This window comes from Bailinhaonella thermotolerans (assembly GCF_003594875.1).
In the GTDB taxonomy this organism is placed as follows: Bacteria; Actinomycetota; Actinomycetes; order Streptosporangiales; family Streptosporangiaceae; genus Bailinhaonella; species Bailinhaonella thermotolerans.
In genome coordinates this window covers 579,205-603,525 of record NZ_QZEY01000004.1, presented here as the reverse complement: position 1 = coordinate 603,525, position 24,321 = coordinate 579,205, and the positions used below count along the sequence as shown (strand labels likewise).

The 24,321-nt window shown below is 76.0% G+C and carries 10 protein-coding genes; 5 read left to right on the top strand and 5 right to left on the bottom strand.

What is annotated here, in order from left to right; all coding sequences use genetic code 11:
* Together D5H75_RS15085 and rbsD are read left to right on the top strand one after the other, a co-directional pair.
* Positions 1-915 (top strand): ribokinase, encoded by a 915-nt coding sequence (locus tag D5H75_RS15085; RefSeq protein ID WP_119927157.1) that lies wholly within the window; start codon positions 1-3, stop codon positions 913-915.
* Positions 912-1,301, top strand: a complete 390-nt coding sequence (gene rbsD, locus D5H75_RS15080) for a D-ribose pyranase (RefSeq protein WP_119927034.1) — start codon at positions 912-914, stop codon at positions 1,299-1,301. Before D5H75_RS15085 ends, rbsD begins: the two co-directional genes overlap by 4 nt.
* Positions 1,302-1,372: 71 nt before the next feature.
* Here the strand turns inward: rbsD and D5H75_RS15075 are convergent, their stop codons facing one another.
* Positions 1,373-1,786, bottom strand: a complete 414-nt coding sequence (locus D5H75_RS15075) for a hypothetical protein (RefSeq protein ID WP_119927033.1) — start codon at positions 1,784-1,786, stop codon at positions 1,373-1,375.
* A 288-nt stretch (positions 1,787-2,074) separates the two neighbouring features.
* Entirely contained in the window at positions 2,075-4,936 is a 2,862-nt protein-coding gene (locus tag D5H75_RS15070; protein WP_242454246.1) for a M36 family metallopeptidase, read from the bottom strand.
* A 222-nt stretch (positions 4,937-5,158) separates the two neighbouring features.
* On the opposite strand from D5H75_RS15070, the gene D5H75_RS15065 reads away from it, so the two are divergent.
* On the top strand, positions 5,159-5,686 hold the full coding sequence (locus tag D5H75_RS15065) for a GNAT family N-acetyltransferase (RefSeq protein WP_340137764.1): 528 nt from the start codon (positions 5,159-5,161) through the stop codon (positions 5,684-5,686).
* Between the two features lie 27 nt (positions 5,687-5,713).
* Here the strand turns inward: D5H75_RS15065 and D5H75_RS15060 are convergent, their stop codons facing one another.
* The gene (locus D5H75_RS15060; protein WP_119927031.1) at positions 5,714-7,582 is read right to left on the bottom strand and encodes a helix-turn-helix domain-containing protein; all 1,869 of its coding nucleotides are present in this window, start codon (positions 7,580-7,582) and stop codon (positions 5,714-5,716) included.
* A 357-nt stretch (positions 7,583-7,939) separates the two neighbouring features.
* Here D5H75_RS15060 and D5H75_RS15055 point away from each other — a divergent pair, with 357 nt between their 5' ends.
* Both D5H75_RS15055 and D5H75_RS15050 read left to right on the top strand, forming a co-directional pair.
* The gene (locus D5H75_RS15055) at positions 7,940-12,763 is read left to right on the top strand and encodes a non-ribosomal peptide synthetase (RefSeq protein ID WP_147425152.1); all 4,824 of its coding nucleotides are present in this window, start codon (positions 7,940-7,942) and stop codon (positions 12,761-12,763) included.
* The gene (locus D5H75_RS15050; protein ID WP_119927029.1) at positions 12,760-21,246 is read left to right on the top strand and encodes a non-ribosomal peptide synthetase/MFS transporter; all 8,487 of its coding nucleotides are present in this window, start codon (positions 12,760-12,762) and stop codon (positions 21,244-21,246) included. Before D5H75_RS15055 ends, D5H75_RS15050 begins: the two co-directional genes overlap by 4 nt.
* A gap of 53 nt (positions 21,247-21,299) precedes the next feature.
* Here the strand turns inward: D5H75_RS15050 and D5H75_RS15045 are convergent, their stop codons facing one another.
* Together D5H75_RS15045 and D5H75_RS15040 are read right to left on the bottom strand one after the other, a co-directional pair.
* A complete protein-coding gene (locus D5H75_RS15045; protein ID WP_119927028.1) occupies positions 21,300-22,385 on the bottom strand; it encodes a radical SAM protein in 1,086 nt (361 codons plus the stop codon).
* A 25-nt stretch (positions 22,386-22,410) separates the two neighbouring features.
* Positions 22,411-24,249 carry an ABC transporter ATP-binding protein gene (locus tag D5H75_RS15040; RefSeq protein ID WP_202638158.1) on the bottom strand — a complete coding sequence of 613 codons (1,839 nt, stop codon included), beginning with the start codon at positions 24,247-24,249 and terminating at the stop codon, positions 22,411-22,413.
* Between the last annotated feature and the right edge of the window lie 72 nt (positions 24,250-24,321).

The following is a 24,321-nucleotide window of genomic DNA, read 5'->3' as shown; positions in this document are numbered from 1 at the left end:
ATGAGCGCGCGGGAGCCCGCCGCCCGGCCGTACGACGTGGTGGTGGCGGGCTCGGCCAACGCGGACCTGGTGGTGCGGGTCGAGCGGCGGCCCGCGTCCGGCGAGACGGTGGCCGGGTCGGACCTGGCCACCTTCCCCGGCGGCAAGGGCGCCAACCAGGCGGTCGCCGCCGCCCGGCTGGGCGCGCGCACGGCGCTGCTGGGGCGGGTCGGCGACGACGGGCACGGGGCGCTGCTGCGGGCATCGCTGGAGCGGGACGGCGTGGACGTGTCCCGCCTGGCCGCCACCCCGGGCCCGACGGGGGTCGCGCTGATCACCGTCGGGCCCGAGGGAGACAACAGCATCATCGTCTCGCCCGGCGCCAACGCCCGCCTCACCGAGGAGGACGTGGCCGGGGCCGCGGACCTGATCGGCGCCGCCCGGGTCCTCTCGCTCCAGCTCGAGGTGCCCCTCCCGGCCGTGCTGGCGGCCGCCCGCGCGGCGGAGGCGGCCGGGACCCGGGTCGTGTTCAACCCCTCGCCGCCCGCCCCGGTGCCGGCCGGGCTGCTCGCGCTGTGCGACCCGCTGATCGTCAACGAGCACGAGGCCGCGTTCCTGCTGGGCGAGGACGCCCCGGAGGATCCGGAGGAGCGGGCGTCGGCGCTGCTGACGCTCGGGCCCCGGTCGGTCGTGGTCACGCTCGGCGCCGAGGGCGCGGTCGTCGCCGGGGAGGGCCGGGTGCCCAGTCCCCGCGTGACCGCCGTGGACACCACGGGCGCGGGCGACGCCTTCACCGGCGCGCTGGCCTGGCGGCTGGCGCGCGGCGACGGGCTGCGCGAGGCCGCGGTGTTCGCGGCCAGGGTCGGGGCGGCGGCGGTGCGGAGGCCCGGCGCCCAGAGTTCGTTCCCCACGGCGGAGGAGGTGGAGGCCCTGTGAAGCGCGGCGGAATCCTCAACGCCGCCCTGTCCGGCGCACTGGCCCGGCTCGGGCACACCGACGAGGTGCTCGTGTGCGACAGCGGGATGCCGATCCCGCCCGGCGCCGAGGTCGTGGACCTGGCGTTCCGGCCGGGCGTGCCGGCGTTCGCCGAGGTCCTGGACGGGCTGCTGGCCGAGCTGGTCGTGGAGGGCGCGGTGGCCGCGGGCGAGGTCCGCGAGGCCAACCCGGACTGCGCGGACCTGCTCGCCGGGCGGCTGCCGGGGCTGGTCCACGTCCCGCACGACGAGCTCAAGCGCCGCGCGCGCGGCGTCCGGCTCGTCGTCAGGACCGGCGAGGCCCGGCCGTACGCCAACGTGATCCTGCGCTGCGGGGTCGCGTTCTGACAAGCCCTGGCAAGACGGGGCCGGGACGTGCCCGGCGGGCCGCGGCCCGCCGGGCACGTCCTCGCGCGGGCTCACATGGTGGTGCAGGCGCGGCCCCAGTTCGCCAGGCCGCCTCCCGGCTTGTGGTACCAGAGCTGGGCGCAGATCCGGGTGCCGCGCGGCACGTTCCAGCGGCTCCCGAACGCCCGGAGCCTGCCGTCGTAGCGGTAGGGCGGCACCTTGCGGCGCAGCTTCCCGCTCCAGACGTCCATGTGGTAGGTGCCGGCCGGGCCGCACTTCTTGCCCAGGTGCAGGACCTGGAGCCTGCCGTTCGCGGCGCCGATCACCAGGCAGCGGCCCTTGCCGGGCTTGGCGTGCCCGGCGGCGGTCCCGGCGCTCGCCTCGGGGGCGGTCCCGGCGCTCGCCGCGCCGGCGGGGTCGGCGAGGACGAGGGCGGTCGCCGCGGCGGCGGCCGCCGCGGTGAGGGCCCGGCGGGTTGCGGACATGAAGTCTCCTTCCGAGAGCGACACGACGCGTCGCCCGGAGGCCGCGCCTCCGGGCGACGTGAGGTGGTCTGTAGCGGACGAACACCTACCCTGACCGCCGGGGCCCGCCGCTCTCAGTGACATTGCCGTTGATCTACCCGCGCGTTCCGTCCCCGTTCAGGGCCCGGCCCGCCGCCGTCGCCCCCGGGCAGCCGTACGGCCCGCGCCCGGCTGGACGCGGGCCGTGCGGATCGCCCGGTCGGGACGGGCCGGGGGGCCGGCCCGTCACCGCGGATCAGCGTGCCGGGATCACCAGGAGAAGGCCTGGAACTCGGCGGCGCGGATCTGGTCGCGGAACGGGCTGGCCGTGGCGCAGTCCGTCGCGCTGTTCGGGTCGTTGTCCTGTTCCCCGGCGTAGAGCGGGTTGCCGGTGCACTGGCTGGTCAGCGCGCGGAACATGACGTGGGTGGCGGGGACGGGGATCGGGATCTGGAAGGACTTGATCAGCAGGTCGGCCCCGCGCGGACGCGGCAGCGCGGTGTCGAACGCCTTGTCCGAGCTGGTCAGGACCTTCCGGAAGTTCGCCGGGTTCGCGCAGTCCTTGAGGCAGGTGAGCACCTCGAACGAGCGCAGGGCCGAGAACCGGTTCTGGCCGCCCGCGTCCGGGTCGCCCGCGACGGCCGGCCGGAGCATGGCGCTGACCTGGAAGCGGCGGACGTTGACGGGCTCGTCGCCGGCCAGGTCCACGACGACCGACTTGCCCTTGGGCGCGCCGGTGAGCGAGGCCCAGTTGGTGGCCTCGGTGTCGTCGATCAGCCGGGCCTGGTTGACGCCGTCACCGCTGGCGGTGGCGCCGTTCGCCGAGGAGGCGTGGTTGCGCGGCATCTCCAGGTTGAGCGGGAACTCCTTGCCGGGCCAGACGATCGCCTTCACCCGCTTGTGCCCGAAGCCCTTGGCCACGGCCACGAAGTCGTACCCGCCGGCGGCCATCTCGACGGTGTCGCCGAGCGGGGTGTTCGGGTCGGTGTCGGCGACGGGGACGGCGCGCGCCTCGTAGTCGCCGACGTACAGCCGCACGACCGCGCCCTCGGCGTCACGCGCCGGCTTGATCTTGAGCTTGCCGTTCTTGCCGATCGGGTCGACGAAGCTCGGCGTGGGGTCGGGGTCGTTCGGGCCGTTGCTGGCGGCGGCGGCGCCGAGGCCGTGCTCGGCGAACGCGCGCCACATGATGTCCTGGTTCGCGCCGTCGAAGCGGATCGCGTCGGCGGCGAGCAGCGCGTCACGGTGGTCCACGTAGGACACCGCGCCGGAGGCCATCAGCAGCAGGGCGTCGAAGCTGAGCTGGGCCCAGCGGCGGTTGCCGGGGCACTCCTCGACGGGCTTCTTGCCGTCGGCGCAGGCCCGCTGGGTCTTCGCGTCGCCCGCGCCGTACCGCTTGACGAACGCCTCGCGCACGTCGAACTGGGTGGCCGACCAGATCTCGCCGTCCGCGTGGACCTGCTGGCCCACGATGTCGTAGGCGATGTCGCTGTAGTTCAGCGGCGACTTGGACATGTCGTAGTTGCGGATGCCGCGCCCGGAGTCGCCGGTGGCGTACCCGCCCGTGACGTACGGCGTGTCGCCGCGCGGGCGGAAGCCGTACTCGTTGAGGTACTCCATCGCGAACAGGTCGGAGGTGCTCTCGTTCATCGCGCCGGCCTGCGCGCCGCTCCAGCCGGCGTTCGGGCCGCCGATCATGCGGCCGGAGATCGCGTGGGTGTACTCGTGCCCGATGACCGACATGTCGTAGTCGCCGTCAACGCAGGGCGCGTAGAACGAGCCGGCGATGGGCTGCCAGAGGTACATGTTGGTGATCGGCGCGACGCCGTCGGGGCCGGTGATCTGGTTGGCGTTGTCGCGGACGGTCAGGTCGCGCGCGCCGGCCTGGGCGTTGCCCTGCTCGGGGTCGTTGCCGAGCCCGCCGCGGTCGCCGTTGCTGACCTGCATGTTCCAGGCCGTCTCGGTGAAGCCGAGGCGGTAGGACCAGTCGTGCATGCGGTTGTGCATGACGTGCAGGTTGGAGATCGCGGCCTCGAGGTCGGCCTCGCCCGGCTGGTCGAACACGGCCGGGTTGCACTTGGCGTTGAACCAGGTGTTCTTCCAGGGGAAGAAGTAGTTGCGGCTCGGGGTCGGCGCGTTGCTGCGGGTGCCGACGCTGAACGGGTCGGGGTTGGCCCGGTTCTCGAAGGTCCGCGCCGCGTTGCCGAGGCTGGTGTTGGTCGGGGCGTTCGTGGTGTGGTCCACGTCCCAGGCCTTGCCGGTGCGCGGGTCGCCCCCGGGCACGTAGTCACAGTCCGGGTCTGACTCGTGGCACCAGGTCTGGCGGTTGTCGGTCGAGGAGTAGTCGGCCGGCGGGTTCGCCGGGAACACCTTCCACTTGGGGTTGTCCGGGTCGAAGTGGTCGACCAGGTTCTCCCGCACCAGGACCGCGCCGCTGACCGCGTCCACGTGGGTGGTGACCGCGATCGGCTCGGCCTTGGTGCCGCCGATCAGCACGACCTCGAACGCGCTGTGCACGCCGTCGGGCGCGGGCACCGCCACCGGGGTGACCCGCTTGGTGGTCGCGGTCGCCAGGTCCATCCCGGCGTCGCGCGCGGCGGCCTCCAGCGCCTTGTCCTGCGTGATCTTGGCGGCCGGGGGCGCCTCGGTCTCGCGGGACAGCGAGGACGTCACGTGGCGGATCTTGCCGCCGGCCACGCCCACGCTCACCAGGCCGTCCACCCCCGCGGGGAGTGAGCCGAAACGCTGGCGCAGCAGTACGGCGTGGCCCTTGCCGATCGGGTTGACCGCGACCTTCTCCAGCGCGTCCACCGCCTCGGCGGACAGGCCGAACAGGCTCTCGTTGGCCTTCAGGTAGGCGCGGGCCGCCTTCTCGGGGTCGTCGCCCAGGCCCTCGGCGAGCGGCTTGGCGCTCGTCACGACGGCGGGGGTGCCGAGAGCGTTCCAGCGGATCGTGGCCTCGGGGCCGGCCTTGCGGGCCTGGACCCCCGCGGGCGGGGCGACCCGGCCCTTGCGGTTGTCCAGGTCGGGCATGCCGTGCTCCTCGCCCTGGAAGTCGAGCACCTTCGGAGCCGGGGCCTGCGCGCCGGGCTCCCCGCGGGCCGCCGCCGCGGATAGGGGGAGAGCCGCCACCGCGACGGTGGCGATAGTGGCCCTGCGTAACCAGGATCTAGACGACAACATTCCCTCCTGCCAGCAAAGGGCGCGCGAATCGCACACACCTCCGCAAGAGGTAACACCGCCATCGTGGGGTTACAAGATCTTGCATTGACTTAAATATCAGCGTATAGACGACACACCCCCAATAACCGGGCGTCCCGCCGAAACCTGACAAAAATTGCATGAGATCATTGAATGGTGACGACGACCCGGCTCATGAGCCCCGAAGACGCCCCCGTCCTTGCCGCGCTCCTCCGGTCCAACCGCGATTTCCTGGCCCCCTGGGAGCCGGACCGCGAGGACTCGTACTTCACCGAGGAGGGCCAGCTCGCCGTCGTGCGGGACGCGCTGGACTGGTACGAGGCCGGGACGCACGTGCCGCACGTCATCGTCGACGACGACGGGCGGGTGGTCGGCCGGATCACGCTGAGCGGGATCGTGCGCTTCTCCCTCCAGTCCGCCAGCGTGGGCTACTGGGTCTCCGAGCACGCGAACGGGCGCGGCCACGCCACGGCGGCGCTGCGCTCGATGATCGCGGTGGCCTTCGGCGACCTGGGCCTGCACCGGATCCAGGCCGAGACCCTGAAGCACAACGCCGCCTCCCAGCGGATCCTGGAGCGCGCCGGCTTCGAGCGGTACGGCCTGGCCCCGGAGTACCTGCGGATCGCCGGGCGCTGGCAGGACTGCGTGATGTACCAGCTCATCAACCGCGACATGGCCTGACGGCTCCCGGCCGGGGACGCCCCGCGGCTACCGGCGGCCCACCTTCAGCAGCCGCAGGGCCACCTGGATCTCCAGCATCCGGTCGGGCTCGCGCCAGGAGTCGCCGAGGAGCCGGGCGATCCTGGCCAGCCGCTGGGCCACCGTGTTGGGGTGCAGGTGCATCGCCTGCGCCGTGGCGGTCGTGTTCTGTCCGGTGGCGCAGAACACCTCGGTCGTCTCCAGCAGACTGCCGCCGCGGTCGCGGTCGTACTCGATGAGCGGCCCGACCGTGGCGTCGATGAACGAGCCGATGTCCGGGCGGCTGCCGAACAGGATGCCCACGAACCCCAGGTCCCGCGCGTCCGCGGCCTCCCCGGCCCGGCCCAGCGCCAGCAGCGCCCGCACGCAGCGCGACGCCTCGTCGTACGCCGCGGCGATCGAGGCGCCGCCCCCGCCCGCGCCCCCGGCGGTCACCGGCCGGGAGGTCGCCCCGGACAGCTCGCGCACGGCCTCCTGGGCGACGGCGCCCGGGTTCGCGCCGGGCAGGAGGAGGACGACCTCGTCCTTGCGGCCGGTCGCCAGGCCCCCGGACCGGCGGGCGAGCGCGTTCGCGGCGGTGTGCAGCCGGTCCCGCACCTGCGGGTCGGCCCGGGCCACCACCACGACGTGGCGCGCGCCGAGGTCCACCCCGAGCAGGGACGCGCGGTGGCGCAGCAGGTCGTGGTCCTGCGCGGAGGTGGCGAGGAGGTCTTCGAGCAGCTCGCCCCGCACCCGCGCCTCGACCTCGGCCATGCGGCGGCGCGTCACCAGCACCAGCGAGGCCACCAGCGCCGCGACCTCCAGCGTGCGCCGGTCGATGTCGCTCACCGCCGCGACGCCGTGCATGACCACGCTGCCCAGGACCTCCGAGTCGGCGATCATCGGGACGGCGCACAGCCCGTCGCGCACGACGCTGCGGCCCGACTCCTGCGCGCGGGCCGCGACCGAGGCCAGGCCCGGGCCGGGCGGCAGCGGGGCCGGCCCCGCGGCGGTCACCACGGCGCCGTCCCGGTCGAGCAGCGCCACCGCACCGGACGCCGAGGCGGCCGCGACCGCGACCACGTCCTCGACGCTCTTGCCGTGGATGACCAGCCTCGTCAGCCGCTCGTGGACGTCGGCGATGCGCTCCAGGTCCTCGGCGTGGGACCGGATGGTGGCGTTCGCGACCCGCAGGTCGGCCACCGCCGCCTGCGTCTCGGCCAGCAGCCGGGCGTTCTGGATGGCCACCGCCGCGTGCGCGCCCAGCATGGCCAGCGCGCTGATGTCGCGGGAGCTGAAGGTGCGCGGGCTGCGGTGGGCGGCCAGCAGCACGCCGATGACGCTCTGCTTGAGCTTGACGGGGACGCCGAGCAGCGACCGGATGCCCTCCGCCAGCACCGTCTTGTCGATCTCCGGCCGGTGCACGATCGAGTCGTCCTCGGAGTAGGACAGCACGTGGTGCGGCTCGCCCGTGCGCGCGACCAGCCCGCCCACGCCCGTCCCCTTCGGCAGGCGCAGCTCGCGCAGGGCCCCGGAGATGTTGCCCGAGGCCGCCTTGACGTACGTGCTCTCGTCCTCGTCGTTGAGGCTGATGTAGGCCAGGTCGCAGTTGAGCAGGCGGCGCGCCCGGTCGGAGATCGCCTGCAGGATCGTGTCGAGGTCGTGCAGGGACGCCAGGTCGTTGGCGGTGTCGTTGAGGAGCCGCAGTTCGGCGCCGTTGCGGCGCTGGCCGATGAGGATCTCGCGCAGCCGCAGCGCCAGCAGGCGCTGCCGGTCCAGCTCCGCCAGCGTCTCCGGCGGCTCCCCGCGCGCCCGCGCCCGCGCCGGCGGCGCGTCGAACTCCTCGGCCTCGGCGTCGGCCAGCAGCAGTTCCAGGAACGAGCCCGTCGTCACGTCCACCGCCTGTCCTCCCCCGCTCGCGTCCGGCCGGCGCTCCCGTCACCGGACGGCCGGGATGGTCCACACCGTAGGCACCGCCGGGGCGCGCGTCCATGTGATCCGCCCACAGCCGGGGCGCGCGAGAGTGGGGTCCGGCCACATCCCCGGACGGGCCCGGCGCGGCCGGCGATCCGCGCCCCCGGCGTACGGCCCGGGCGGGATCAGCGGCGGCGGAAGGCGGCGGGGATTTCCGGGCTGAGGATCGCATGCGATCCGGTTGTCCGCAATAGCGGGGTTGGCGGCAGTTTTATACCGGTACCACACCAGATGAGTGACATTCGGTACGACCGATGATCATGCTGTCTATGGTCGGCGCCCGTGACCATTCATGCGGCGATGACGGCGCAGGCGGCGCGCACACCTGATGCGATCGCCTATATAGCCGGTGACCTGCGAGTCTCCTACAAGGAGACGGAAGTGCGCGCGAATCGGATCGCGCACACCCTGCTACGCGACGGCGTGGGCCGCGAGGAGCCGGTGGGCGTGCTCCTCGACCGTGGAGAGCACCTTCTCCCCGCCCTGCTCGGCGTTCTCAAGGCCGGGGCGGCCTACGTGCCGCTGGACCCGGCCTATCCCTCCGAACGGCTGCGCCTGATGGCGGCCGACAGCGGGCTGAAGACCGTGATCACCCGGCCGGGACTGAAGCCGCCGGCCGAGGCGCGGGTGATCCTCGCGGGGATCGACGACGCGGACTCCCCGGGACACGACCCCGGTACGGCGGTGCCCGAGGACTCCCTGGCGTACGTGATCTACACCTCGGGCTCGACCGGGCGGCCCAAGGGCGTGGCCCTGGAGCACCGGAGCGTGCTGAACCAGCTCTCCTGGCTCGTGGAGACCTGGGGGCCCGAGGCGCTGGCCGGGAACCTCGCCTCGACCTCGATCTGCTTCGACCCCTCGGTGATGGAGATCTTCGCGCCGCTCCTGTGCGGCGGCACGGTGATCCTGGCCGACAACCTGCTCGCGCTGCCGCACCTGCCCGCGCGGGACGAGGTGACCGCGCTCGGCGGCCCGCCGTCGGTGCTGTCGGCGCTGCTGCGCACCGGCCCGCTGCCGCCGCGCACCCGCCTGGTCCACTCGGGCGCGGAGCCGGCCTGGGCGGAGCTGATCGCCGACATCTACGCGCACCCGCAGGTGGAGCGGGTGTTCAACCTGTACGGGCCCACCGAGTGCACGATCCAGTGCGTGGCCTGCGTGATCCCGCGGGACGGCGCGGGCGACCCGCCCATCGGCCGGCCGATCGCCGGCGCGGTGCTGAGCGTGCGGGACGCGGACGGCAGGGAGGTGCCCGAGGGCGAGACGGGCGAGCTGTGGGTGGGCGGCCCGGTGGTCGCGCGCGGCTACCTGAACCGCCCGGACGACGACCGGTTCCGCGAGGAGCCCGGCGGGCGCTTCTACCGGACCGGCGACCTGGTGCGGTTCGACGGGGACATGTACCACTTCGCCGGGCGGGCCGACGACCAGGTCAAGATCCGCGGGCACCGCGTGGAGCCGGGCGAGGTCGAGCGGGCCCTGGCCGGGCACCCCAAGGTGACCGCCGCCGCCGTGCTGGCGCTGCCCGACGCGGACGGCACCCGGCGGCTCGCGGGCTACGCGCAGGCCGAGGGGGCCGGGGAGCGGGAGCTGCGGGAGTACCTGCGCGGCCTCCTGCCCGGGTACATGGTGCCGGACCGGGTGACCGTGCTCGACCGGCTCCCGCTGGCCCCCAACGGCAAGATCGACCGCCGCGCCCTCGCCGACGTCCGGCCGGCCGCGGCGGCCGGCTCAGGCACGCCCCCGCGCGACGAGGACGAGCGGCGGGTCGCCGCGATCGTCGCGGACGTGCTGGGCCTGCCCTCGGTCGGCGTCCACGACCGGTTCCCCGAGCTGGGCGGGCACTCGCTGGCGGCGGCGCGCGTGGTCGCGCGGGCCGCGGGCGAGTTCGGGGCCGAGGTCCCGCTGCACGAGTTCCTGGCCGAGCCCACGGTGGAGGCCCTGGCCCGCCGCCTGCGCTCGGCGCCCGGGGGCCGCGCGCCCCTGACCCGGAACACCGGCCGCGACCTGTATCCCCTCACCGACATGCAGCGCCAGTTCTGGGCCCTGCTCCAGATCGCGCCCGACGCCCGCGCGACCCTGATCTCCACGCGCCTGCGGGTCACCGGCACCGCCGACCCCGCCCGCTTCCAGGCCGCGCTCGACGCGATCGTGCGCCGCCACGAGCCGCTGCGCAGCGTCATCGAGCCGGTCGGCGGGGAGCCCATGATGCGGGTGCGCCCGCCCGCGCCGGTCCCGCTGGAGGAGCACGACCTGCGCGGGCTGGCCCCGGCCGAGCGGGAGGCGGAGATCCTGCGCCTCGGCGGGCCGGGGATCGCCCCCTTCGACCTGACCGCCGACGTGCCGCTGCTGCGCGCCGAGCTGTTCCGGACCGGGGAGGACACCGCCGAGGTGGTGCTGATCAGCGACCACATCGTGGCGGACGGGTGGTCGACCCGGATCCTGATCGAGGAGCTGGCGGCCGGTCTCGCCGGGCAGGACGTGCCCGACCCGGAGATCCAGCTCGGCGACGTCGCGCTGGCCGAGGAGGAGCGCCGGGCGGAGGCGCTGGCGCGCGAGGGCGCCCACTGGCGGAAGGTCCTGGCCGGTGTCGCCGTGCCGCACGACCTGTTCGGGCGCGAGGGCGTGTCGCTCACCCACCGGGGCAGGCGGGCCCGGCGGCCGCTGGACCCGGAGCTGGACGCGGCGATCCGCCGGGTGGCGGCGGAGCTCGGCGCGACTCCCGCCGCCGTGCACCTGGCGGCGCTGGCCACGGTGACCGGCGGGCTGAGCGGGCGGGCCGAGACGATGATCGGCCTGACCGCCGCCGAGCGGGACCGGCCCGGCCTGGAGCGGGTCATGGGACCGCTGTTCGGGACGGTGCCGATCCCGCTGCGGTTCGAGGACGACCCGGAGTTCGGGGACCTGGTCGCCGCGGCGAACACGGCGATCACCGGGGCGCTGGCGCACCGGGAGCTGGTCGGGTCGGCGGCGTCGGACGCCCTGCCCCGGCCGCCCGGCGCGGTGCCGACGCCGGTGATGCTGTCCGTGCAGCCCGAGGACGTGCCGGTGGTGCTGGAGGCGTCCCCCGGCGGCGGGGCGGCGCCGATCCGCGTGGAGCTGGCGGGCGAGCTGGACTGCGGCTGCGCCATGGGCGAGATGTCGGTGCTCGTCAACGCGGGCGCGGACGGGCCGGAGCTGCTGGTCGAGTACGCCACGGAGCGGTTCACCGAGGAGGACGCCGGCCGGGTGGCCGACGCCCTGCTGCGCGCCCTCGAACTCGGCCTGGCCGACCCGCGCACCCGGGTCTCGGAGCTGCCGCTGGTCCCCGGCGAGGAGCTGGCGGCGCTGCGCGCGGCCGGGACCGGCGCGGAGGTGCGCCCCCGGGCGACCTTCGTGGACGCCATCCTGGAGCACGACCGGGACGGGATCGCCGCCGAGTCCGCCGGCGGGCGGCTGACCTACGGCGAGCTCGAGGAGCTGTCGGCCCGGGTCGCGACCGGCCTGGTCGCGGCGGGGGTCGTGCCGGGCGAGGCGGTCGGGGCGTGCCTGCCCCGCGACCACCGGCTCCCCGCCGTGCTGCTCGGCGTGATCCGCGCGGGGGCCGCCTACGTCGCGATGGACGCCGACCTGCCCGCCGGGCGGATGAACGCCATCGTCGAGGACGGCGGCGTGCTGCGGGTGCTCGCGCTCGGCGAGGAGGCCCACGCGGCGGTCGCGGGCATCGGCGGGGCCGAGGTGCTGGACGCCGCGGCGCTGCTGGAGACGCCGCGCGGGCGGATCCCGGAGGCCGACCCGGACGGACCGGCCTACCTGATCTTCACCTCGGGCTCGACCGGGCGGCCGAAGGGCATCGAGATCACCCAGCGCGGCCTGGCCGCCTACGTCGCCTCCCACGCGGAGTACCCCGGCATCAAGGCCGGGGACGCCGTGCTCGCCGCGGCCCCGATGGTGTTCGACTCCTCGGTGTTCGACCTGTGGGCCACGCTGGCCGCGGGGGCCCGGGTCGTCATCGCCGACTCCGTGACCGCCCTCGACGGCCGCGCCCTCGCCGAGCTGTGCGACTCCGCGGGCGTGACGATGGTGCTCACCACGCCGAGCCGGCTGCGGCTCATGGTGGAGTCGGGCTGGCGGGGCCGGCCGGGGATGCGCGTCAAGGCCGGGGGCGAGGCCCTCGACCCCGCGCTCGCGCGCCGCCTCCTCGCCATCTCCGGCGAGGTGTGGAACGTGTACGGCCCGGCGGAGACGACCGTGGCCTCCACCGCCCACCGGGTCACCGAGCCCGTCGGGGACTCGGTGCCCGTGGGCCGTCCCATGCCCGGCGAGCGCCTGTACGTCGTGGACCCCCTCGGCCGGGCGCTCCCCACCGGCGTGCCCGGCGAGCTGTGGATCGGCGGGGCGGGCGTGGCCGTGGGGTACCGGGGCCGGCCCGACCTGACGGCGGCCGCGTTCGTGCCCGACCCCGAGTCCCCGGAGGCGCGGCGGTACCGCACGGGCGACGTGGTGCGCTGGACCCGCGACGCGGCCGGCGAGCCCGTGCTCGACTTCGTCGGCCGCGCCGACGGCCAGGTCAAGGTGCGCGGCTACCGGATCGAGCTGGGCGAGGTGGACAACGTGGTGCGCGGCCACCCCGCCGTCGCCGACTTCGCCGTCGTCGCCACCACCGGCGCCGACGCCCACCTGATCGGCCACGTGGTGTGGCGCGGGACGGGGACGACCGCCGAGCTGGAGGAGTACGCCGCCGCCCGGCTGCCCGGCTACATGGTGCCGCGCCGGTGGGCGTCGCACGAGGCGCTGCCGTACACCGCCACCGGCAAGATCGACCGGCGGGCCCTGGCGGGCGTCGAGGCCGAGGCCGCGGCGTACACACCGCCCGAGGGGCCCATGCAGGAGTTCATGGCCGAGATCTGGCAGGAGACCTTCGGCCTGCCCCGGGTCGGCGCCCGGGACGACTTCTTCGCGCTCGGCGGCACCTCGCTGCTGGCCACCCGCGTGACGGTACGGCTGCGCGAGGCGCTGGCCTGCGACCTGACCGTGCGCGCCCTGTTCGACCATCCCGTCCTCGCGGACTACGCGGCGGCCGTGGAACGACTGGTCATCTCGGAGATGACCGGACAGGAGGACCAGTCATGACCCTCGCCTCGAGTGAGGACCGGATGCGCGACCTGCTCAGCGAGCGGATCGCGCGGGCCCGCCAGACGGCGGCGGCGGCGATCCCGCGGCGGGAGGACGAGGGGCCCTGGCGCCTGTCCCCCGTGCAGCGGCGCATGTGGCTGGCGTCGGCGCTGGACGCCTCCGACCCGGCCTACAACGTGCCGTTCCGGCTGGACCTGCGCGGCGACCTGGACGTGGACGCGCTGCGGCGGGCCGTGGCGGACGTGGCCGGGCGGCACGAGGTGTTCGGCGGCGTCGTCGCGGTGCGCGACGGCGAGCCGTACGCCGTGCCGGGCGGCGCGGCCGTCGAGCTCGCGGTGGAGGACGTCGCCGCCGGGGCGCTGGAGGACCGCGTCACGGAGCTGGTGCTGCGGCCGTTCGACCTGGCGGCGGAGCGCCCGATGCGGGCGCATCTGCTGACCGCCGCGCCCGGGGAGCACACGCTGCTCCTGAACATGCACCACATCGCGATCGACGCGTGGGCGATGCCGCTGCTCCTGGACGACCTCGCCGCGGCGTACCGCTTCCACACCGGGCGGGGGGACGCCCCCGCAGAGCCGTCCCTGACGTACGCGGACGTGGCGGCCTGGGCGAACGCGCGCGCGACGTCGGAGCAGACCGAGCGCACGATCGACTGGTGGGAGGAGCGGCTGGCGGGCCTTTCGCCCGTGCCCGTCCTGCCGCCCGACCTGCCCGGGCCCGCGGACTGGCGGGCCTCCTCCGTGGACGTGGACCTCTCCCCCGAGACCGTCGCGCGGGTGCGCGCGCTGGCCGCGGAGTCCGGCGCGACCGTGTTCATGGTGCTGCTCGCCGCGCTCCAGGCGACGCTGGCCCGCGTGTCGGGCACGGCGGGGACCGGCGAGGACGCGGCCGTGGACGTGCTGGTCGGCGTGCCGGAGGCCGGACGGCGGCACCCGGACGCCGAGAAGGTCGTCGGCTGCCTGGTCGAGACCCTGGTCATGCCCGGGTCGGTGCACGGCGGCCTGACCGGCAGGGAGCTGGTGGACCGGGCGCGCACGCTGGCGCTGGACGTGTTCGGCCACGCCGACGCGCCCTTCGACCGCGTGGTCGAGCGGGTCCGCCCCCAGCGCTCGGGCACGGCGGCGCCGCTCATCGACGTGCTGCTGAACGTGTACGAGAACCCCGAGGAGGTGTCCGGGCTGCCCGGCCTCACCGCCCGGACGGTCGAGGTCAAGCCGGTCGCCGCCAAGTTCGACCAGGCGTGGACGTTCCACGATCACGGTGAGGCGCTGCGCGGCCACCTGGCGTACCGCACGGGCCTCTACTCCCCCGAGACCGCCGCCCGCCTGACCGGCTGGTTCACCGCGCTGCTCACCCAGCTCGCGGAGGACCCGGACCGGCCGGTGGGCGAGCTGGAGCTCGAACCGGGCGCGGAGGACGCGCTCGCCGCGCCGCCCGCCCCCGCCCTCGGCGCGCCCACGCTGCACGGGCGCATCTCCGAGCAGGTCCGCCGCACGCCGGAGGCCGTCGCGGTGGTCGCCGCGGACGGCGAGCTGACGTACGCCGGGCTGGAGGAGCGGGCGGCGGCGCTCGCGTCGCGGCTGCGCGCGGCCGGGGTGGGCCGGGGCGATCGCGTGGCCCTGCTCATGGAACGCGGCGCCGATCTCCCGGTGGCGGTGCTCGCCGTCCTCAAGGCCGGCGCGGCGTACGTCCCCGTCGACGACGCCGCCCCCGCAGACCGGATCGCCGCGATCGTGGCCGCGGCCGGGATCGAGGTCGCGGTCTGCGCCCCGGACCTGGCCGGCCGCCTGCCCGGGCACGTCACCCGCCTCTCGCCCGCCCCGCCGTACGGCGACGCGGACGGCGACGCGGACGTCCCGGGCGGCTCCGGCGCCGCCGGCGGCGAGGCGGACGGCACGGCCGGCGGCGAGACGGAGGAGGCCACGGCGGAGGACCTCGCGTACGTGATCTTCACATCGGGGTCCACGGGGACGCCGAAGGGGGTGGCGGTCGAGCACCGGCAGGTGACCGCCTACCTGGACGCGGTCCTGTCCCGGGTCGGGGAGATGCGGTCGTACGCCCTGGTCTCCACGTTCGCGGCCGACCTCGGCCTGCTGAACGTGTTCGGCGCGCTCACCACCGGGGCCGCGCTGCACCTGCTCGGGCGCGAGGTCGCGGTCGATCCCGAGGCGTACGCGGACTGGCTGCGGCGGCACGAGATCGACGCGGTGAAGCTGGTGCCGAGCCAGCTCGAACTGCTGGCGGCGCACGGCGAGCTGGCGGACGTGCTGCCGCGGCGGCTGCTGGTGCTCGCGGGCGAGGCGACGCCGTGGACGCTGGTCGACCGGATCGCGGCGGCGCGGCCGGACCTCGCGGTGCAGGTCCACTACGGACCGACGGAGACCACCGTGTCCGTGCTCGGCTGCGCGGTCGCGGACGTCCCGCGCCGGGGCGCGGTGGCGCCGCTGGGCACGCCGTTCCCCGGGGTCCGGTGCTTCGCGGCCGACGCGGCCGGGCGGCCCCTGCCGTACGGCGTGGCGGGCGAGCTGTGGATCGGCGGGCCGCAGGTGGCGCGCGGGTACCTCCAGGCGCCCGGCGACGCGCGGTTCGCCGAGCGCCCGGACGGGCGGTACTACCGGTCCGGGGACCGGGTGCGGATCGGGCGCGACGGGGTCGTGGAGTTCCTCGGGCGCGCCGACGACCAGGTGAAGATCCGGGGGTACCGGGTCGAGCCGGGCGAGGTCGCGGCCGCGTGCCGCGAGGTGCCCGGGGTCGCCGAGGCCGTGGTGCTGCCGGTCGGCGAGGGCGCGGCGCGCCGGCTGGCCGCGTGGGTCGTCGGGACGGCGCCCGCCGACGCGGTCCGGTCGGGCCTGCGTCGGGCGCTGCCGGACTACATGGTGCCCTCGTCGATCCTGGCCGTGGACGCGCTGCCGCTGAACGCCAACGGCAAGGTGGACCGGGCCGCGCTGCTGGCCGGGCTCGCGGCGGACCCGGCGGCCGGGACCGCCGGGGGCGGCGGCGCCGGGCGCGCGCCGGAGACCGGCACCGAGCGGCTGATCGCCGGGGTGTGGGAGGAACTGCTCGGGGTCGCGGAGGTCTCCGCCGACGCGGACTTCTTCGCGCTGGGCGGGAACTCCTTCACCGCCGTGCGCGCGGCCGGCCGACTCGGCGTGGGCCTTCGGATGACGGTCCCGCTGCGGGTGCTCTTCGAGCATCCCGTGCTCGAAGAGCTGGCCGCCGCGCTCGACGCGCTCCCCCGCGACCCGGCGGCGCCGCCCGCCGGGGACCGCGTGCCGCGCCGGACCGGCGGCGGGCCCGTCCCGCTGACCCCCGTCCAGCGGCAGATGTGGCTGGCCGGGGAGGTGGACCCCGACAGCGCCGCCTACAACGTGCCGATCGTGGTCCGGTTCGAGGGCGGCCTGGACGTGGAGGCGATGCGGCTGGCGATCACGGACCTGGCCGAGCGCCACGAGGTGCTGCGCTCGGTGGTCGAGGTCCGCGACGCCGAGCCGTACGCCGCGGTGCGCCCGGCCGCGGAGATCCCCGTGGAGGTGGTCGACGCGGCCGGCCTCGCGGAGCCCGGCCCGGCCACGCCCCCGGCGTACGAGGACGGGTCGCTGGAGGAGACCGCGTGGGCCGGGTTCGTGGCCGGGCTGGCCCGGCGGCCGTTCCGGCTGGCCGAGGAGTGCCCGATGCGGGCGGCCGTCGTCACGGCCGGGCCGCGCGAGCACGTGGTGGCGCTGGTGCTGCACCACATCGCCAGCGACGCGTGGTCGCGCGGGGTGCTGCTGCGGGACCTCGCCGACCTGTACGCCGCGCGGACCGGGGTGCGGCCCGCGCCCGAGCCGCTGGACCGGCAGTTCGCGGACGTGGCCGAGTGGCAGCGCGCCCGGGCCGCAGACGCGGGCTGGTGGGCGGAGCGGCTGGACGGCGTGCCCGCCGAGATCGCGCTGCCCGTGGACCGGGTGCGGCAGGCCGGGCCCGGGACCGGGGTCGGCCTGCTGGACCTGGACCTGCCCGGCGAGCTGGCCGCCCGCGTGCGCGAGCTGGCCGCCTCCAGCGGGGCCACGGTGTTCATGGTGCTGCTCGCGGGCCTGTCGGCGATGCTCGCGCGGGTGTCCGGCGGGTCCGACATCCCCGTCGGCGTGCCCGAGTCGGGCCGGCGGCACCCCGAGGCCGAGCGCCTGGTGGGGTGCTTCCTGCAGACGCTGATCATCCGCACGGAGGTCGCGGACGAGCTCACCGGCGCGGAGCTGGTGGAGCTGGCGCGCTCGGGCACGCTCGACGCGTTCGCGCACGCGGACGAGCCGATGCCCCCGGTCGCGCCGCAGGTGCTGCTCAACGTGTACGACGCGCACGGCCCCGTCACCGGGTTCCCCGGGCTCGACGCGCACGCGGTGGAGCTGAAGCCGGTCACGGCCAAGTTCGACCTGAGCTGGACCGTGCGCGACACCGGCACGGCGCTCCGGGCGGCGCTGGCCTACCGGCCCGAGCTGTTCGACGAGGCGACCGCGCGCCGGATCGCCGGGTTCTACCTGGCGGTCCTGGACCAGCTCACCGCCGACCCGTCCCGCCCGGTCGGCGAGCTGGAGCTGGACCCGGGCGCGGCCACCGAGCTGACCGGCCCGCCCGGGGAGCCCGCCGGGGGCCCGACGCTGCACGGGCGCATCTCCGCGCACGCCGTCACCAGCCCGCAGGCCGTCGCGGTCGTCGCCGTCGACGGGCGGCTCACGTACGCCGAGCTGGAGGAGCGCGCCCGCCTGCTCGCCGCCAGGCTGCGCGCGGCGGGCGTGGAGCGCGGGGACCGCGTGGCGGTGCTCATGGAGCGCACGCGGGACCTGCCGGTGGCGATGCTGGGCGTGATGAAGGCGGGCGCGGGCTACGTGCCCATCGACGACGCCGCGCCCGCCGACCGGATCGCGTCGGTCCTGGCCACCGCCGGGGCCCGCGTCGTCGTCTGCGCGGACGACCTGGCCGCCCGGCTGCCGGAGGACGCGGTCGCCGTACGGCCCTGGGCCCCGGACGAGGCGGTGGCCGGGGACGATCCCGTGGAGACGGGCCCGGCCGACCTCGCGTACGTGATCTTCACGTCGGGGTCCACGGGCACGCCGAAGGGGGTGGCGGTCGAGCACGGCAACATCACCGCCTACCTCGACGGGGTCCTGTCCCGGCTGGCCCCGGCCGGGCCGCTCGGGTCGTGGGCGCTGGCCTCGACCGCCGCCGCCGACCTGGGCATCCTCAACGTGTTCGGCGCGCTGACCACCGGGGCGGCGCTCCACCTGATCGACCGCGACGCCGCCACCGACCCGCCCGCGTTCGCCGCCCGGATGGAGGGCGTGGACTTCCTCAAGTGCGTGCCGAGCCACCTGGAGCTGCTGGCGTCGTACGGCGACCTCGCGGCGGTGCTCCCGCGCCGCGTGCTCGTGCTCGCGGGCGAGGCCGTGCCGTGGTCGCTGGTGGACCGGATCGCCGAAGTGCGGCCGGAGCTGGAGGTGCAGGTCCACTACGGGCCCACCGAGACCACGGTCGCGGTCCTCGGGTGCTCGGCGGCGACCGCGCCCCGGGCGACGGCCAACGTGCCGCTGGGCACGCCGCTGCCGCGCGCCCGCTGCTTCGTGGCCGACCGGTCCGGCCGCGCCCTGCCGTACGGCGTGGCGGGCGAGCTGTGGCTCGGCGGGCCGCAGGTGGCGCGCGGGTACCTGGGGCACCCGGAGGACCCGCGGTACGTCACGCGGGAGGACGGCCGGTGGTACCGGTCCGGCGACCGGGCTCGGGTGACGGCCGAGGGGTACGTCGAGTTCCTCGGGCGCGTCGACGACCAGGTGAAGATCCGGGGATACCGGGTCGAGCCGGGCGAGGTGGCCGCCGTCTGCCGGGCTCTGCCCGGGGTGTCGGAGGCCGTGGTGCTGCCGGTGGGCGAGGGCACGGGCCGCCGGCTGGCCGCCTGGCTCGTGCCGGACGGCGCGCTGACGGCGGACGAGGTGCGGGCGGCGCTGCGCGAGGCGCTGCCGGACTACATGGTGCCGTCGGCGATCACGCTGCTGGACGCGTTCCCGCTGAACCCGAACGGGAAGGTGGACCGCGCGCGGCTGGTCGCGGAGCTGGCCCCGGCGGCCCCCGGCGAGCAGGTCGCGCCGGAGACCGAGACCGAGGCGCGCGTCGCGGAGGTCTGGGCGCGGCTGCTCGGCCTGGACTCCGTCGGGGCGACCGACGACTTCTTCGCGCTGGGCGGCGACTCGTTCACCGCGGTGAAGGCCGTGCACGAGATCGACCCCGGGCTGCGGGTGATCGACCTGTTCACCAACCCGACGCCGCGCGAGCTGGCCGCCCACCTGGACGGCGGCTCGGGCGGGCCGGCCGGGCTGCTGCACCGCCTGGGCGGGCCGAAGAAGGGCGCGAAGGCGACGGCGACCGTGGTCTGCGTGCCGTACGGCGGCGGCTCGGCGGCGGTCTACCGGCCGCTCGCGGAGGAGCTGCCGGAGGGCGTGGAACTGCTCGCGCTCGAACTCCCCGGCCACGACCCGGCCCGGCCCGACGAGGAGCCGCGGCCGCTGGAGGAGGTGGTCGAGCGCTGCGTGGCCGAGCTGGCCGCGCGCGAGAACGGCCCCATCTCGGTGTACGGCCACTGCGTCGGCACGGCGCTGGCCACGGCGCTCGCGCTGCGCCTGGAGGAGACCGGCGTCGAGGTCACCGGGGTGTTCCTGGGCGGCAGCTTCCCCACGGCCCGGCTCCCCGGGAAGCTGTCGGCGTGGATCAACCGGCGGCTGCCCGCCGACCGGTGGCTGTCCGACCGCGCCTACCGCGACGTGCTGCGCGCGATGGGCGGCCTGCCCGAGGACCTGGAGGGCCCGGCGGTCGAGACGGCCGTGGCCGCGCTCCGGCACGACGCCCGGCAGGCGCAGGCCTGGTTCACCCGGCGGCTGTCCGACCCGCGGCGGCGGCGGCTGCGCGCGCCGGTCCTGGTGATCGTCGGCGGCGCCGACCGCGCGACCGAGCTGTACGAGGAGCGCCACCGCGAGTGGACGGCGTTCGCCCACCACGTCGAGCTGGCGGTGATCCCGAACGCCGGGCACTACTTCCTGCGGCACCAGCCGGACGAGCTCGCCGGGCACGTGTCGGCGGCGCTCGAACGCTGGAAGGACTCCGGCCCGCCCGAGGCGCCGGCCGAGCCCGATCCCGTGGCTCCTGAGCCGCGGGGCCTGCGCGGGTTCTACACGGTGGCGTTCGGGCAGCTCGCCTCGATGGTCGGCAGCTCGCTCAGCTCCTTCGGCCTCGGCGTGTGGACCTTCCAGCAGAACGGCGCGGTCTTCGACTTCGCGCTGATCACGATGCTGGCGCTGCTCCCGACCGTGCTCATGGGCCCGGTCGGCGGGGCGGTGGCGGACCGGTTCGACCGGCGGAAGGTCATGCTGGTCTGCGACGCGCTCAACGGGCTCGGCATGACCCTCGTGGCCGCGCTGCTGTGGCTGGACGGGCTGACGTTCCCGGTGGTCTGCGCGATCGTCACGCTGACCTCGATCGTGACGGCGTTCCACCGCCCGGCGTACCTGGCGGCGATCGCCCAGCTCGTGCCCAAGCCGTACCTGCCGCAGGCCAACGCGCTCGCCCAGGCGGGCCTGGGCCTGGGCAACCTGATCGCCCCCCTGGCCGGCGGCGCGCTGGTCGCGCTCGCCGGGCTCCCGGTCGTCATCGGCGCGGACGTGCTGACGTTCGTGCTCGCGTTCGTCTCGCTGCTCACCGTGCGCATCCCGGACCGGATGTTCCGGCGGCGCGAGGAGACGTTCCGGGCGGCGGTGGCCGGCGGGTGGCGGTACTTCACGCGGCGTCCCCCGCTGATGGTGATGGCCGGGTACTTCATGGTCGTCAACTACTTCACCGCGCTCACGCTCGCCGTGGTCTCCCCGATGGTGCTCTCCCTCGGGGACGCCGCGGACCTGGGCGTGGTGACGGCGGTGGGCGGCGTCGGGGCCGTGCTCGGCAGCGTCGTCATGATGGTCTGGGGCGGCACCCGCCGCCTGGCCGACGGCATGGTCGGCTTCGTCGCCGTCGCGGGCGTGGCCACCGTCGTCGCCGGTCTGGCGGGCGCGGCGGCCTGGCTCCCGCTGGTCGCGATCGGCCTGGCCCTGCGCTGGGGCGCCAGCAGCGTGATCAACGCGCACTGGCTGTCCATCATCCAGCTCAAGGTCAGGATGGAGCTCCAGGGCCGCGTCCTGGCGACGAACCAGATGCTGGCCACCGCGATGACGCCCATCGGGTACCTCACCGCGGCGCCGCTCACGGCCTGGGCCCAGTCGCTCACCGGGAAGGGCACCGGCCCGGCGATCGGGGTGCTCCTGGCCGCCTCCGGCGTGCTGCTCACGCTGTGGGGCGTCATCGGGCCCCGGATCCGCCGCCTCCGCCACATCGAGGACGAGCTGCCCGACGCCCTCCCCACGGCGGTGATCAGCACGGACCTGGACGAGCTCCAGGCCGAGGACGACCGGCAGATGGCCCGCGCCTGACGGTCCCGCGGGGCGCCGCTCCGGCGCCCCGCTCCCCGCCGCCCGGTACGGCCTCAGCCCCGGGCGGCGGGGAGGGACGGCGTGAAGTCGGGGCGGCGGGCGAGCCGGTCGCGGTCGGCCCCGGACGCGAAGTGCCGGTCGATGCGCCGGGTCGCCTCGGCCCACTGCGCCATCGTGCGCACGGGGGTCAGCGTCTCGACGACGATCGGGTGGCTCCAGCGCTCGACCGCCCGCCGCCACAGGACGGACGGGGGGTCGGTGAGGACGTTCCCGACCGTGCCCTCGTAGGCGGGCATCGCGCGGGCGGCGCCGTCCGGCTCGATCTGCAGGGCCGGGAAGAACACGCCCCGGCGGATCAGGTCGGGGCGCATCTGGAGCGCGAGGTTGTCCGTCACGCTCACCTGGACGCCGGGCGGCGCCAGGGAGCGCAGGCGCTCGCCGTACGCCGGGTCGCCCAGGGCCGCGACCTGGTCGTCGGCGAGCAGCTCGTGCTCGGCGAACCCGGGGCGGCTGGCCAGGCCCTCGGGGACCACGGCCCCGAAGGACAGGTGCCCCAGCGCGGGGAACCGCGGGGCGATCTCGGTGCACAGGTCCGCGACCTGGTGGAGGTTGCTCCGCATCACGACGCAGTCCACGCCGAAGGCGGGCCGGTCGTCCCCGGGACGGGCCCGCGCGGCCTCGTCCAGCACCCCCAGGGCGTTCATCGCGCGGTCGAACGAGCCGCGCCGGCCCCGGATGCGGTCGTGGACCCCGGCGGTGGCGCCGTCGAGGCTGACGCTCACGCTGGAGCAGGTCTCGAACAGCTCCGCCGCCGTCTCCGGGCGCAGCGACCACCCGCCGGTGAAGAGCGCGACGTGGACGCCCGCCGCCGTCAGCCGCCGGGCCACCTCCAGGACGCCGCGCACGAGGAGGGGCTCCCCGCCCGCCAGCGAGACGCCGTACGGCCGCATGGCGATGATCGCGTCGGCGACGCGCAGCAGGTCGTCGCGGGCGAGCTGGCGCGACGGGCGGCGGCCGGACTCCGAGTAGCAGTGGACGCAGCGCAGCGGGCACGCGTACGTGACGTCCCAGATGACCTCCAGCGGGCGGTCGGGGATACCCGGGGTGTCCGGGGTGTCCAGGGTGTCCGGGGTGTCCATGGCGGGCTCCTTCGGGGCGGGCGCGTCAGGGGGCGGCGGCGAGGAACTGGGTGGCGGCGAGCTCGGCGTACAGCGGGTCGGCGGCGACCAGCTCGGCGTGGGTGCCGACGGCGCGGGCGACGCCGCCGTCCACGACCACGATCCGGTCGGCCAGGGTGACGGTGGACAGCCGGTGCGCCACGACCAGCACGGTCGTCGTCCGGGCGGCCTCGGCCACGGTGTCGCGCAGCGCCGCCTCGTTGACCGCGTCGAGCTGCGAGGTGGCCTCGTCGAGCAGCAGGAGGCGGGGGCGGCGCAGGAGCGCGCGGGCGATGGCCACGCGCTGGCGCTCGCCCCCGGAGAGCTTCGTGCCCCGGTGGCCGACCAGGCTGTCCAGGCCGGCGGGCAGCCGCGCCACGAGCCCGTCGAGCCGGGCCGTCCGCAGGACCCGCCGCAGCTCGTGATCGGAGGCGCCGGGGTGGCCGAGCAGCAGGTTGTCGCGGAGGGAGCCGGACAGGACCGGCGCGTCCTGCTCGACGTACCCGATCGCGGCCCGCAGCTCGGCGACGTCCCAGTCCGCGAGGTCGCGCCCGTCGAGCAGGATCGTGCCCGAGCCGGGCTCGTAGAACCGCTCGATGAGGGAGAACACGGTCGTCTTGCCCGCCCCCGACGGGCCGACGAACGCCGTCATGCCGCGCGCCGGGACCGCGAACGTCAGCCCGCGGTGCACGGGCGGCAGCTCGGGGCCGTACCGGAAGCGCACGTCGCGGAACTCCAGCGCGGCCGGGGGCGCGCCCGGCGCGGGGAGCGGCACGGCCGGGCCCGCGGGCTCGGCGGGCAGCCGCTCGGCCGCCCGGATCCGGGCGACGGCGGCGGCCCCGACCTGGTACTGCCCGGCCGCGCCGACGAGCTGCTGGAGCGGCAGCACGAGGTAGTAGACGTACATCAGGAACGCGATCAGCGTGCCCACGTCGATCGCCCCGGCGGCGACCCGGGCCCCGCCCACCGCGAGCACGGTGAAGAAGGCGATCTGGAGGGTGAGCTCGGCGGTGTGCCCGGCGAGGGAGAGCCACTTGGCGGCGTGCACGCCGGCCCGCCACGAGTCCTCGGCGGCGCCGTGGACCGCGGCCTCCTCGCGGTGCTCGGCCCCGGACGCCTTCACCGTGCGCAGCGCCCCGAGGACGCGCTCCAGGGCGGCGCCCATCGCCCCCACCGACTCCTGAACGGCGGCGCTGGCCCGGCTCACGCGGGACATGACCAGGCGGACGACGGCCCCGGACAGGGCCAGCACGCCGAGGGTGATCGCCAGCAGCACGGGGTCGAGGACCGCCATCAGCGCGACCGAGGCGAGGAGCGTCAGGCCCCCGGTGACGGTGCCGACCAGCGAGTCGGTGGCGACCTGGCGCAGCAGCGTGGTGTCGGAGGTGACCCGGGTCATGAGGTCCCCCGGCTCGGTCTGGTCGGCGGCCGGGATCCGCAGCCGCAGCAGGTGGGAGACCAGCCTGCGGCGGGCCGTGAGCACGATCGACTCCCCGGTGCGGCGGAGCACGTACTCCCCCAGCGGCCCGAGCGCGGCGGTGATCACGACGAGCGCGGTCATCGTGGCCAGCGCGCCGGCCAGCGGCCGGTCCGCGCCGAGGTCGCCCACGAGCTCCCTGGCCGCCAGCGGGAGCGTCAGCCCGACGGCCCCCGTGAGCAGGCTCAGCAGCCCGCCCGCGACGAGCCAGCGCCACGACGGCCGCAGGTAGCCCAGCAGCGCCCGCCAGACGGGGCCGTCGCCGGCGGCCTCCGCCGCGACGGGAGCGGCGGCTGAGGGGGCGATCCGGCCGGGGGACGGCTCGGCGGCGCCGGGCGGGGCCGGGGGCGGGACGCGCTGGGTGTCCACGGGATTCCTCACAGGGATGTCCGGATGTCTTCGGGCGACCGGCCCGGGAGCGCGACGGGCGCTCCCGGGCCG